Below are 13,225 nucleotides of genomic sequence, written 5' to 3'. Positions count from 1 at the left end.
ACAATGACACAACGATCGAAAACTTTAGAATTTTTAATTCCGTCCTATAAAAGACCTCAATCATTCGTTCGGGCAGTGTTGTCAGTTGCCTCACAAGTTGAAGAGCTAAATTTATGTGACAGAGTTAAGGTAACTGTAGTTGTTGATTGCAGCCCTAATATCGATCTTGCTGAGACGATCGAAGCTGTTGCCTCTTTTTCCCAATTTGTTAGCGTTCGGCAGAATGATAAGAACAAAGGAATGAGTCTAAATATCAGAGATATGGTAGCAGAATCTGTTGCCGATTTTTGTACGGTTCTAACTGATGACGATCTGCTTCAACAAGATAGCCTTAAAGAGATAATTGAGACAATCGATAATCTAGACAAACAGCGTACAGTAGGCTCTTTTTTTGTACCGAGATATTCTTATTTAGAAGATGGTTCTCTTGAATGTATTGTCTGCAATCCTTTTTCTGAAGATACAATAATCGATCCTGGATCGTTAAGTTCGCTTCGATATATGGAGAATGGATTCATCCTAACAGGAATGTTTGTTAACCCTAAATTCATAAACTTTGAACTTTGGGAAGACCATATTGAGAATAGCTTCTTTCCTGTCATTTATTTTGCCGATTTATTGTTAAACTATGAATCTCTGTTTGTAAATAAGAATTGGTTCGTACATGTTGTAAATAATGAGTGCCACTGGGATAGCTGGGGGAAAACCGAACGACAGAGAACTTTAAGGCTTTATAATGACTATATGAAAGCAGTAGCAGTATCATCCGAACAAGCTCTTGCGAGAGAATCGGGAATACTAAAGACCATCGATTTATGGAAGCAAGAGTTTCTTGCATATAAAAGTCAAATGAATGCTCTGCCCCCTCTCCTGATTAAAGAAAATAAGAATATTGACAGCTCGATGCGATCGAGAGTTCCATACATCCTAGCAATCGTTTATTATAGCCTTTCTAGATTTAAGTTTAATCTAAAAGAGTTAGTTTCTAAAATGAAAAATTTAACTAACAGTTTAATGCCATCTCAATAGTAGTTACGGTCCAGTTATCATAGTACGATTCTAACTAATTTATCCTAAAGTCGATCGACTAAATCCATCTAAGCTAATTCAACTACAATTCCTCAATTCTGCAATGAGCCTCTCAACCCCAGTTGCCTTCATTATCTTTAATCGTCCCGATACAACAGAAAGAGTCTTTGAGGCAATTCGTCAAGCGAAACCTCTGAAGCTGCTAGTTGTTGCAGATGGCCCAAGAACAGATCTACCTGGTGAAGTCGAAAAATGTGTAGCTACTCGTGCTGTAATCGATCGAGTAGACTGGGAATGTGAAGTTCTTACTAATTACTCGGATATCAATCTTGGATGTAAACGCCGAGTTTCTAGTGGGATCGATTGGGTGTTTTCGTTAGTTGAAGCAGCAATTATCTTAGAAGATGACTGTTTGCCAGCACCATCGTTTTTTCAGTTCTGTGAAACTTTGCTAGAAAAATATCGCTATGACGATCGGATCGTGCATATTGAGGGTACTAATTTACAGTTCGGTCAAACGAGAACGCCTTATAGCTACTACTTCTCTAAATATCCTGGTATCTGGGGTTGGGCATCCTGGCGGAGAGCATGGCAAAACTATGATGTGAATTTAAAAAGTTGGGAAGAATTCAAAAAATCTCAAGCAATTGAATCAATTCATCCCAATCCTTACGAGCAAAAATATTGGACGGAGATCTTAGATCGAGTTCATCAAGGCAAGATCGATACATGGGACTATCAGTGGAATTATGCCTGTTGGTCTCAGGGTGGTTTATCGATCGTCCCTGAAGTCAACTTAATTACAAATATTGGATTTCGTCCCGATGCAACCCATACAACTCATCAGAGTAATTTAGCAGCCTTACCACTATCCGAAATCTCACAGCTCGAACATCCACCGTTTATAGTCGCTCATCGTGATGCTGATGAATATATCTTCGATTGTCTGCTGGGTGGCAAAGTAATGGAAGCAGCAGATTCTTTAGCTGGCAAGGTTCGTACCAATCTATCAACCCTAAAGCGAAGACTTAAAAATTTAGCTGCCGATCCAATGAGCTTGCCCGATCTACTGCGTCGTAAAATCGGTAACTCCATCTATTAAACAACCCAAAAAATAGATTATTAATACATAGTGAAAACATGTTTAAAATTGGAGCTAAAATTTTCTATCGCATAGCATCTAAACTAGAAGAGCGATCGAAGCCATCTGTAGATATTGCCTCGATCGTAATTCACGAATCATCTGTTTTTTCTTTAGATAATCTCACCTATAAAGCAGGTTCTACCGTAGAGATCGATCGAGATACTCAAGTTTCAGGTCGGCTAATTTTCGATCGAGAAAATGCCAAAATATCGATCGGTCAGCGTTCGTTTATCAATGGCGATCTAATTGCTGCACGAGAAATCTGGATTGGTAGTGATGTAATGATTAGCTGGGGAACGACCGTCGTCGATCATAACTCCCATGCAATTGCCTTTTCTCAACGAGCTAATGATATTACTGACTGGAGAAATGGCAAAAAAGATTGGAGCAATGTTGCTTGTCTGCCCGTGCGGATCTCAGATAAGGCTTGGATTGGATTTAATGCCATCATCCTCAAAGGAGTTCAGATTGGAGAAGGTGCGATTGTCGGTGCAGGCTCGGTAGTCACTAAAGATGTTGCCCCCTGGACGATTGTCGGTGGCAATCCAGCAAAACTTATTCGGGAGATTCCAGAACATGAGCGTTAAGCAACTCACTTGGGAGGAAGCAGTACAATGGCTTCGCGACCAACCCGATCGAAAACAACTCGCCCAAGCCTGTTACTATGACGATCCGCTCCAAACTGCCGCAGAACGTTTTAGCAATAGTGAGGAATGGCAAGCCGTTACTCAACTGCTCAAAGATCGAATTCCTGGGCAAGTTTTAGACATCGGTGCTGGTCGGGGGATTTCTAGTTATGCTTTTGCAAAATCTGGTTATCGTGTAACAGCTTTAGAGCCAAATTCCAGTCAAATAGTGGGTGCTGGAGCAATTCAGACGCTAGCGGATAGTTCCTCTTTACCGATTTCCGTAGTCCAAGAATGGGGCGAAACATTACCATTTGCCGATAACACTTTTGATGTTGTTTATGGCAGAGCCGTGCTGCATCACGCTCGCGATCTAGATCGGTTATGTAAAGAAGCTGCCAGAGTTTTAAAACCTAATGGCTATTTTCTAGCTACTCGCGAACATGTTATTTCTAAACAGGAAGACCTACAGCAGTTTTTAGACTCTCATCCGCTCCATTCTCTGTATGGTGGAGAAAATGCCTATTTACTAGAGCAGTATACTAACGCGATTAATTTAGCAGGTTTAAAAATACACCGAACGATCGCCCCTTTAGAGAGTGTTATTAACTATGCACCAATGACCGAGATGGAATGCCAGAATTTATTTAGACCAGTCTCGATCCGGCGGTTGGGGCATCGATTAGGGTCTAAGTTAGCTGACATCAAAATGTTACAAAACTTGTATATCCGGTATGCCTCCAACAGGCTCGATAGTCCCGGTCGTCTGTATTCATTCTTAGCCGTTAAGCCATGATTGCAAGTAGCCAAGTCGTATTAATTACGGGTGTTACGGGATTTCTCGGTCGCTATATCGCACGCTCTTTTGCCGATCGAGGCTGGTCTGTGGTCGGTATTGGTACTTCTCCTCCAGAGAATGCACCGCTAGCTAATTTGGTGAAATACTACTCCCTGAGATTACCGAGTCCACAATTAAAGGAAATACTTCAGGATTATCCGTTCTCGATTTGTATTCATTGTGCTGGAAGAGCATCTGTTGGCTTATCCGTAACCGATCCTACCGCAGACTTCTACAGTAATACGTTGCTAACGCTGGAAATGCTCGATGCCCTCCGGCTGAATGCACCTCAATGTCGATTTATCTTTTTGTCTAGTGCCGCAGTCTATGGCAATCCGCAATCGCTACCGATTAGCGAAGAGCAGCCGACACAACCACTGTCGCCTTACGGTTTTCATAAGCTCCAAGGCGAACAACTATGCCTGGAATATGCAAAGATCTATGGATTGCCGACTGCCAGCGTGCGGATATTCTCTGCTTATGGGCCTGGTTTACGCCGTCAAGTCATGTGGGATATCTGCCAAAAGGCGATCGTGCAAAATGCTGTCAATCTTCAGGGTACGGGTCGAGAAAGTCGCGACTTCATTCACGCATTAGATATTGCCAACGCACTCTCGCTCGTTGCCACTAAAGCTCCAATGGCAGGCGAAGCATACAATTTAGCAACTGGCGAAGAAGTAACGATCGATCTGCTTGCCAGTCAGATTCTCGCATCGTTAGAATCTGACAATCTGCCACATTTCGATGGGATTGTTCCAGTCGGAAATCCACTCAATTGGCAAGCTGATATTTCTAAATTACGGGCACTCGGATTTAGTCCAGCAGTCTCGCTCGATCGAGGGGTTAAAACTTTTACAACTTGGTGTCGCGCGGAATTGGTAGGGGTATGAAACAGGAACGATTGCGAATTTGCTTACTAATGCAAGGCGGACTGGGTTGGATTGCGGGAATTGAGTATATCAAGAATATTGCGATCGCTTTAGGTAGTCTACCGCCAGAGGTGCGATCGACCTTCGATCTATTGCTACTTTGTAGTAAAACAACTAATGAAGATATTCAACAGCAAGTCAAGCCTTATTTAGACGAACTGCTGTATGAAGAAGATTGTCTCGAACCAATTAACCTTGTCAATCAAGTTTATTGGAAAGGAATAAAAATAGTATCTGGGCAACTTAGTCCCAGACTAGATAAATTTTTCAAAGCTAGATCGATCGATTTTGTCTATCCGTATCTGAGCAGTAATGCTGCAAATCAACCCTATAAGTCGGCTGACTGTATTTTCGATTTACAACACAAATATTTAACTAATTTCTTCAGTGCTGAGGATATTAGCGGTCGAGATAGTTGGTTTTCAGGAGTAGCAGATCGAGCTGGTACTATTGTTTTAAATAGTAAATCAGCCGAATCTGACATGCACAAGTTTTTTCCAGCAAGTATTGGGAAAACAAAAGTGCTTTGTTTTAAAACAGTCCCCATTCCCAAATGGTTTGAAGGAGATCCCATTCGAGTACAGCAGGAATATTGCTTACCAGATAAGTTCTTTTTAATCAGCAATCAGTTTTGGCAGCACAAAAATCATTTGATGGTATTTAAGGCTCTAAATCTGCTCAAACAAGATGGAATTTATCCTGTAGTTGTTTGCACGGGACATATATATGACAATAGAAAGCCCGATCATTCCGATACCATCTTACAAAGTATCCATAAATTAGGGCTGTCTCAGCAGGTATATTTGCTAGGTTTAATTCCTAAATTCGATCAGGTACAGTTAATGCGACGGGCAAGTGCGATAATTCAGCCCTCTTTATTTGAAGGTTGGAGTACGTTAGTAGAAGATGCGAGATTATTAGGTAAGTCAATTATCCTGTCAAATCTACCAGTACATATCGAACAAAATCCACCTAATAGTGCATTCTTTGAATGTGAATCTCCCGAACATTTAGCCAAACTCATGGGTGAATGGTGGGAAAAACTCCATCCTGGCCCCGATTTAGAACGAGAGGCGATCGCGATCGAAACTGCCTCGATCGAAGTTCGGGAATTCGGGCATCGATTTTTAGAAATTGCTAAAGATGTTCTTTAGTTAAACTCGTAATCGATTGTTTTACAATATAAAACTTCAAAAACCTAAAAAAAATGATTGAATGTCCTATTTGTAATTCAAACCTATTCGAGATTAGCAAGCTCAAAGGATCGAGAACTGGCAAGGAAACTCCTTTAAAATTTTGTGTTAAATGTACATCGTTTTTTCAGCGTCCAAACTATCATGAAGATGATGCTGCATTGAATTTAGATCTTCAATGGCATGTAAATAAGCATGAAGAGCATAAAAGTCATTCTTCAAAAATCATTCATCAATTGCTAGCTCATAACGCTAAAATTAAAACTATATTAGACATTGGGTGTGGAATAGGCACGACGATCCTAGCTGCGAAAGATTTAGGTGTAGATTGTGTGGGTGTAGAACCTAACATGTATGCAGTGGAATATGCTAAAAATAATTTATCACTAGATTTAATACCTGGATATTTTTCTGCGAGTCTTGTCGATCGAAAATTTGATGCGATTGTCATTGATATGGTACTAGAGCATGTCCCCTCGATTCAGCCTTTTATGACAGATGTATTCTCTATTCTCAATCCTGGAGGGCTGATATATATAGCCGTCCCCGGTTTGAATTGGAGCATTATGCGGAACGCATTAAGACTGCTTTTGAGAAGAATCGATATTGTTTCCACATTTGGAGACAATGATGTACATATCAATCATTTTTCTCGAAGAGGGATGCTCCAGTTGATTCGGCAATATGATGCAAAAATATTGCAAGATGTTTGTCCTGGCGTTTGTATTGTCGATCGTGTTTAACTAATAAATTATTGTGTTGAGTTATTGAAAACGGCTAAAATTATCCGTCACAAAACATCCATTTAGCCTGGATTATTATTGACTAAATATACTCAAAATTATTTATAACATGCCTGAATTTGCCTCTTCGATATTAGATAACTTTCCAGCTTGTTCTACAGAACAAGCTGGTTGGCCTTGGGCGGTAGATAGACAATTGACAATTGATATCGATCGATCTTACTCATGGCCAAAAATTACCGTACTTACACCTAATTATAACTACGGACATTATTTAGAAGAAACTATTCGATCGGTGTTGTTGCAAGGTTATCCTAACTTAGAGTACATCATCATCGATGGTGGGAGTACCGACAACTCGATCGAAGTCATCAAAAAGTACGAGCCGTGGTTAACTTATTGGGTCAGCGAACCCGATCGCGGTCAAACTCATGCTATCAATAAAGGATTAGAAAAAGCAACAGGTGAAATCTTTAACTGGATTAATTCGGATGATGTTTTAATGCCTGGTGCTTTATTCGCGATCGCTCAAGGAATGCAAAATAGCGATGCTTTTGTTGGGGTTGTCAATAACTTCTATGAGAATGACAGAGAAGTAAAAGTATTGCCGCAAAATATCACCTCTAAAGGTTTATTGACTGGGTTTGACACGACCGATTTTCCGAGCAAACAAGCTACCGTTTATCATCAGCCAGGGTTTTGGTTTAAGACCAAATATTTGAAAGAAATTGGTTTTCTGAATGAAGAGTTAAATCTGCAATTTGATTTCGATCGAGTAGTCAGATACGTGTACCACCATCCAAATGTTAATTATAGCGATCGAGTACTAGTTAACTTTAGATGTCATCAAGAGCAAAAAACAGCCCCAGCTAATGTCAAACAAGAAGGTCAATGTATTGCTAACAGCATTCTTGCCGATTTAGAGTATCGAGATTTACATCAGCCAGCCAAGCTCTGGTTGGATCGATTGATTTGGTATGAGAATTTAACTACAGCTATTCAGCAACAGGAGACACCGCGTATTGTCAGAGCGTTAAAGTTATTATTACGCTCGTGTGCTAATCCTCATGCTTATTGGACTAGGTATACATTTGGGGGAATTCGTAAACTATTAGTCGAATAAATACAATAAATGAAAGTAATTTTTGATATTTCTTCAGTTGGTGACAATCCTAACACCAGAACGGGAGTCGCTCGCACAGCCTGGACGTTAGCTGAGTTGCTCCATCAAAAATTTGGAGACGATCTGAGTTTTTCGGCGACTGGATCGATCGAAGCATCACTGCAAACAGAAAGATTGCTTAACGCTCACCCCGAACTTCATTCGGCGATCGATCCGGTGAGCTTCTTGGCTAGAAATATCAATCGACTAAACAAGCAAATTAGTACGAATAGTTCGGGTAATTTTATCCAAAAAATTCAGCAATTAACTTTGTTGAACTTTTCTAGATTATTAAATATTACTAGACAACCGATCGACAAACAAAAATTAGCCCAAGCCGATATTTTTCATTCTACCTATCCACGCATTCCCAAGCAAGTTAGAGCAGCACTTCCAAATCGTCACATTCAGACTGTTTACGATCTAACCCCACTAATTTTAGACGAAAAATATTTCCCGCCAGGTTTGCGCGGTATTAATCAAAGACTGATCGATACTATTCAACCCGATGATTGGGTTACAACAATTTCAGAGGCAACCCGCAACGACTTATTAGCCAGACGAAAGTTAAATCCCGAACGGGTTACTACTATCTATTTAGCAGCAGCTCCCGAACTTTTTTATCCGATTACAGATAAAACTACTATTGAAGTAAAAAAGCAGAAATACGCAATCCCAGAAGGAAATTATTTTCTATCGCTGCATTCTCTAGCTCCACATAAAAACATGGAGCATTTAATCGCTTGTTTCAAAAAAGTTATTTCACAAGAAAAAACTCAAGATTTACATCTAGTCATCTGTGGTGGTAACAAAGAAGCTAGCGCGTTAATGGCTGCGGCAAACCATTTAACAGCGGCAGATTTAAAATTCATTCACTTTACAGGATTCGTTGACGATAATGACTTAGCCGCAATTTATAGCGATGCGATTGGCTTTATTTTCCCCTCTCTTTATGAAGGATTTGGGTTGCCAGTGCTAGAAGCGATGCAATGTGGCTGTCCGGTTATTAGTTCTAATACTTCATCTTTACCCGAAGTTGTCGGAGAAGCTGGGTTTTTAGTTTCGCCTACAGATGAAGATACATTGTGCGAATGTATGCTAAAACTTTATCATAGTTCTGAATTGCGAACCAATTATTCTCAGCTTAGTATTGCCAGATCCACTATATTTACCTGGCAAAAAACAGCAGATGAGACTGTAAAAGTTTACAAGCGCATGATGTCACAATCGAATTCTCCATGTTACTAATTCACGACTAGATTAGTTTCAGATACATATCTAATTTATTGAAGAAATTTAGGTGATGACTCATATATCAAACAGGCAAAATAAAAAATATTCCTGGATCGATGTAATTAGAACTGCCGGGGCATTTTTCATTATCCTAATTCATGTATCTGAGGCATACCTCGACTTAAATAAATCGATCGATCTGGTTAACTGGACATCGGTGGTTTTTTGGAATTCAATTCCCCGCACTGGCGTGCCACTTTTCATTGCAGTTAGTGGCTATGTTTTACTGGAGAAAGACGGTGCTATCGGCAAAAGAATTTACAATCTTCTCACACCCTTAGCCTTTTGGTCTCTATTCTATTTTTTGCTAGCACTAGTTTTGAGTGCCAAAAGCAACCCTGATTTCGTCAAACAATTATTTACTAAAAGTCTGCTAGGTATTTCGGCTTTTGCACCGCATTTGTGGTTCCTTTATATGTTGCTGGGATTATATATATCTTTGCCATTATCTCGGCTATTATTCAGGCATTTGGACGAACAAGGAACAGCCCTGCTCTGTGTTGCTTTTGTCTCAAATTCGCTGGTTTATCATATAACTTCCGTGTGGAATCTATTTACAGGAGAACAAGTTGAATCCTTTTATAGTTCGGGGCTGGGTTGGGGGAATATATATTTTGGATATTTTTTATTACCAAAATTAATTATCGACAAGAAGTATTTTAAAATCAAAGATACTTATTTATGGATTGGTGCGGTTGTCTCAACGTTACTAGTGTTCTCGCTGACTCTTGCAAGCAGCCTGAAACTTGGTTACTTTACGAAAATCTGGGAAGATCCTCCCAGTATTTTTATATTAATTCAAACTTTTTCGATAATGTTACTGCTCAGTCGTAGTGAAAATAAAATCCAGGAAATATTCGATAAATTTGTTTCTCTCAGAAAAATTGTAGAGATCTCATCCAGACATGCACTAGGAATTTATGCCATTCATTACTTCTTTGTAAAATTAATTTCTTACGGGATTAATCTTACAAGTTGGCAACAACAATCTCATGATTTTCTATGGCTTTCTATTTTTTCTATTTCTATTCTTGTCTGGTTGTTATCAGTCTCGATGTCTATAGTTGCATCAAAGAATGTGCTTTTGAGTCGAATATTTTGACTGCCATTAAAATGTTTTGCATCGGCAACTAACTAGTATTAACTAAAAATTTGATGCACATAGTTTCTTACATCCATCCGACCCGAACGTATCTACCATGTACTGGTGCAGGGCGACATATTAATAATACCTTGCTAGGATTAGCAGCGCAGGAAAACATTAATTTAGAGTTGCTACTAGCACGGCAATGGCTACAAGCAGATGGTAAACTCGATCCGCGTTCTCCGCTGAGAGATTTACCATTAAAAACATTTCCTCTACCAGAAAATCTCACCGAGCGACTATGGAAATTGGCTCAATTCCCCAAAATGGATCGGTATCTTCCCGAACATCCAGATTGGTTATTTACACCAATGGAAACTTATATTCCAGTGTCTCGCTGTCCGGTAGCAGTCACTATTTATGATATCCAAGCCTTTGAAACCGATCTGCCTTGGTCGAATACGCGACAACATCGTTGGTTTCGATATAAGTGGAGTCAGTGGATTTATAAAGCTTTAGCTAATTACCGCTTGATTCTTACCATCTCTGAATTTTCCAAACAGCGGATGATCGAGTTGTTAGGCGCAGATGCTCGTAAAATAGTTGTGGTTGGGTGTGGAGTAGAGCAACCATTTTACGATATTTTTTCGATCGATCCGGCAAAATTAGTAAAACCGATCGTGGAGCCTTATACTCTGATAATCGGTGGTTTGCGATTAAAGAAAGGTGGGGACTTTATTCTGAATATAGCTAAAGGCTTGCTCGATATTCGTTCGGATTTACAAATTGTCGTAGCTGGAGATTCTGAGCCAGAATATATTGCGGCGGCACGAGAGTTATCTAATATCAAACTGCTAGGACTTGTACCAGATGATGATTTACCTCGGTTGCTAAGGTGTGCTTCATCGTTACTATTTCTCTCGCATTATGAAGGGTTTGGCATCCCTGCCATCGAATCAATGGCAGCCGGAACTCCTGTCGTTGTGAGTAATCGCGCTTCATTACCAGAGGTGGTGGGGACGGCAGGGATTGTAGTAGAACCAGAAAATACCGCCGCTGTTGTCGATACCTTAAATCAACTGTATGAAAATCCACAATTGAGAGCGGAGTATAGCCAGCGAGGACGAGAACACTCTCAAAATTATACTTGGGCACACTGTGTCGATCGCGTCCAGAAAGCATTTTATGAGTATGTCTAACGCAGAGGTCAAAGATATGTTATCAACAGCATCAGCTCGGTTTACTCAGTTCGGTTGTGGACTATGCGCGCCAGAGCGATGGCTCAACTTTGATGCTAGTCCAGCGATAAGGCTTCAGCGGCTGCCAATTATCGGTAATCTGATGCCATCAGGACAGTTCGGACGCTTTCCTGAAAATGTGAAATATGGCAACATTGTCGATGGTTTACCGATTCCCGATGAAAGTATTGAGTTTTTGTATTGTTCTCACGTACTCGAACACATTAGCCTAGAAGAATTACGTTCTGCTTTAGCCAATTGTTATCGGTACTTACAACCAGGGGGGATTTTTCGGTTGGTAGTGCCAGATTTGGCAACTATGGCAAAAGCATATATCGAAGCCAATACTTCCGAAGCCGCACATGAGTTTATGAGAATAACTTTGCTCGGTAAAGAACAGCGGCAAAGAGATTTTATGAGTTTCATTAAAGAGTGGTTGGCTAACAGCCATCATTTATGGATGTATGACTACAATTCATTATCTACAGAGCTGAGTCAAGCCGGATTTACAAACATTCGCAGAGCTGAATTTAGCGATTCTGGAATTGAGGTTTTCAATGATGTCGAAAACTTAGAACGTTGGCAATCAGAGCTGGGAATTCAGTGTCAAAAATGAATAGCATATACGGTGTGTTATCCCTTACGGGATAACACACCGTACTTTTATAAAAAGCAAAGCTGTTCGGGCAGAGATTTTATGAGGCGCAGAATGTGGTCTAAATAATTTTGTTTTTAAAAAAGAGCAAAATGAATATTCGATCGGTAGCACTAAATCAAATCTTTTAATTGTTATATAACTAAGCTCGATGACTAAAGTTGTTGTCTGTTGGTCTGATATTTCTGGTTATATGGCGGCTTGCTGGCGATCGCTAGCAGCTCTGCCAGAGATTGAGCTATTTATAATTGCTTTCCAAGCTCGAACTCAAACTGTTTTTTCAGATGAGTTAATGAAAGACATTCCGTGTCGGCTGTTAGATATTCAAGAGCGAGACGATCGTGGATTAATCGAGCAATTAATCAGCGATTTAAAACCTGACGTATTAGTAGTGTGTGGCTGGTTTCATACACCTTATCGTCAGCTTGCTTTCTCGCCACGGTTTCAAAATCTCAAATTTATTATGTGTATGGATACTCCCTGGTGGGGGAGTTGGAAACAATATTTGACCCCATTATTACTGCGCTCTTATCTCCAGCGGATGGCTTATGTGGTGGTGAATGGAGAGAGAAGCTGGCAATATGCTCGCCGATTGGGAATTCCCGCCAACAATATTTCTTCATTGGGGATGTGTGGCGTAGACTATCAAAATTTATCGCCGCTGCTACCAGAACGAAACCAATCGCCGTGGCCGCGTTCTTTTCTATTTGTGGGTAGATATAGTCAGGAGAAGGGCATAGATACCCTAGTAGCAGCATATCAGCAGTACCGCCTGCAAGTTACCGATCCGTGGCAGCTCGTGTGTTGTGGCAAGGGCGGACTAGAGTCTCAGCTTGCAAATCAACTGGGAATTGACAATCGCGGCTTTTTACAACCGGACGAACTCAGAGCTGTCTGGCTCCAGGCTGGAGCATTTTTGTTACCCAGTCGTTTCGATCCTTGGCCGTTAGCACTAGTAGAAGCGGCGGCGGCTGGTTTGCCCATTATCTGCACTCAGGTGTGTGGTTCTTCTGTCGAAGTGATCCGCTCTGGCTATAATGGCATTACAATTCCGGTTGATGATGTTGATGCACTCACACAGGCATTACTAACCGTCCACGATCGTTATGATGACTTGTCACTGTGGGGCAAACGCGCTCAACAACATGCCGAGCCTTATAGCGCGCAGCAGTGGGCAGAACGGTGGGTGCGGATTGTTAAATCGGTAAATCTAACTCAAGTTGCTACATAGAAATGCCTACGATTGAAATCGTGGCTGGTGATGCAAAGTCCGCCTGTCTTGTCGTTTTTT

Annotated in this window: 13 protein-coding genes; all 13 read left to right on the top strand. The window is 40.6% G+C overall.

The annotated features are described in order from the left end of the window. Window positions 1-3 precede the first annotated feature (3 nt). The 13 genes from RMO79_RS18890 to RMO79_RS18830 all read left to right on the top strand — a co-directional run bounded on the left by RMO79_RS18890 (window position 4) and on the right by RMO79_RS18830 (window position 13,165). Window positions 4-1,029: a glycosyltransferase gene (locus tag RMO79_RS18890; RefSeq protein ID WP_310484789.1), complete on the top strand. Its 1,026-nt coding sequence runs from the start codon at window positions 4-6 to the stop codon at window positions 1,027-1,029. A gap of 103 nt (window positions 1,030-1,132) precedes the next feature. Continuing rightward, window positions 1,133-2,131, top strand: a complete 999-nt coding sequence (locus RMO79_RS18885) for a glycosyltransferase family 2 protein (protein WP_310484787.1) — start codon at window positions 1,133-1,135, stop codon at window positions 2,129-2,131. 38 nt (window positions 2,132-2,169) lie between these two features. Then, window positions 2,170-2,760: an acyltransferase gene (locus RMO79_RS18880; RefSeq protein ID WP_310484786.1), complete on the top strand. Its 591-nt coding sequence runs from the start codon at window positions 2,170-2,172 to the stop codon at window positions 2,758-2,760. Beyond that, window positions 2,750-3,595: a class I SAM-dependent methyltransferase gene (locus RMO79_RS18875; RefSeq protein ID WP_310484784.1), complete on the top strand. Its 846-nt coding sequence runs from the start codon at window positions 2,750-2,752 to the stop codon at window positions 3,593-3,595. Before RMO79_RS18880 ends, RMO79_RS18875 begins: the two co-directional genes overlap by 11 nt. After that, window positions 3,592-4,527, top strand: coding sequence for an SDR family oxidoreductase (locus RMO79_RS18870; protein WP_310484783.1), 936 nt, complete (start codon window positions 3,592-3,594; stop codon window positions 4,525-4,527). Before RMO79_RS18875 ends, RMO79_RS18870 begins: the two co-directional genes overlap by 4 nt. After that, window positions 4,524-5,720 carry a glycosyltransferase gene (locus tag RMO79_RS18865; protein ID WP_310484782.1) on the top strand — a complete coding sequence of 399 codons (1,197 nt, stop codon included), beginning with the start codon at window positions 4,524-4,526 and terminating at the stop codon, window positions 5,718-5,720. Before RMO79_RS18870 ends, RMO79_RS18865 begins: the two co-directional genes overlap by 4 nt. A gap of 53 nt (window positions 5,721-5,773) precedes the next feature. After that, window positions 5,774-6,502, top strand: coding sequence for a class I SAM-dependent methyltransferase (locus tag RMO79_RS18860; RefSeq protein WP_310484781.1), 729 nt, complete (start codon window positions 5,774-5,776; stop codon window positions 6,500-6,502). 109 nt (window positions 6,503-6,611) lie between these two features. Then, window positions 6,612-7,625, top strand: coding sequence for a glycosyltransferase family 2 protein (locus RMO79_RS18855; RefSeq protein WP_310484780.1), 1,014 nt, complete (start codon window positions 6,612-6,614; stop codon window positions 7,623-7,625). Window positions 7,626-7,634: 9 nt separating this feature from the next. Beyond that, the gene (locus tag RMO79_RS18850; protein WP_310484779.1) at window positions 7,635-8,912 is read left to right on the top strand and encodes a glycosyltransferase family 1 protein; all 1,278 of its coding nucleotides are present in this window, start codon (window positions 7,635-7,637) and stop codon (window positions 8,910-8,912) included. A gap of 55 nt (window positions 8,913-8,967) precedes the next feature. After that, a complete protein-coding gene (locus RMO79_RS18845; protein ID WP_310484778.1) occupies window positions 8,968-10,059 on the top strand; it encodes an acyltransferase family protein in 1,092 nt (363 codons plus the stop codon). Window positions 10,060-10,112: 53 nt separating this feature from the next. Continuing rightward, window positions 10,113-11,240, top strand: coding sequence for a glycosyltransferase family 1 protein (locus RMO79_RS18840; RefSeq protein WP_310484777.1), 1,128 nt, complete (start codon window positions 10,113-10,115; stop codon window positions 11,238-11,240). After that, window positions 11,227-11,895: a methyltransferase domain-containing protein gene (locus RMO79_RS18835; protein WP_310484776.1), complete on the top strand. Its 669-nt coding sequence runs from the start codon at window positions 11,227-11,229 to the stop codon at window positions 11,893-11,895. The genes RMO79_RS18840 and RMO79_RS18835 overlap by 14 nt, the downstream gene beginning before the upstream one ends. A 190-nt stretch (window positions 11,896-12,085) precedes the next feature. Further along, entirely contained in the window at window positions 12,086-13,165 is a 1,080-nt protein-coding gene (locus RMO79_RS18830; RefSeq protein ID WP_310484775.1) for a glycosyltransferase family 4 protein, read from the top strand. Window positions 13,166-13,225 lie beyond the last annotated feature (60 nt).

Source organism: Chamaesiphon sp. VAR_48_metabat_403, from assembly GCF_031422475.1.
GTDB lineage: Bacteria > Cyanobacteriota > Cyanobacteriia > Cyanobacteriales > Chamaesiphonaceae > Chamaesiphon.
Note: the sequence above shows the minus strand (reverse complement) of the source record. Positions and strands in the feature narration are given on the sequence as shown.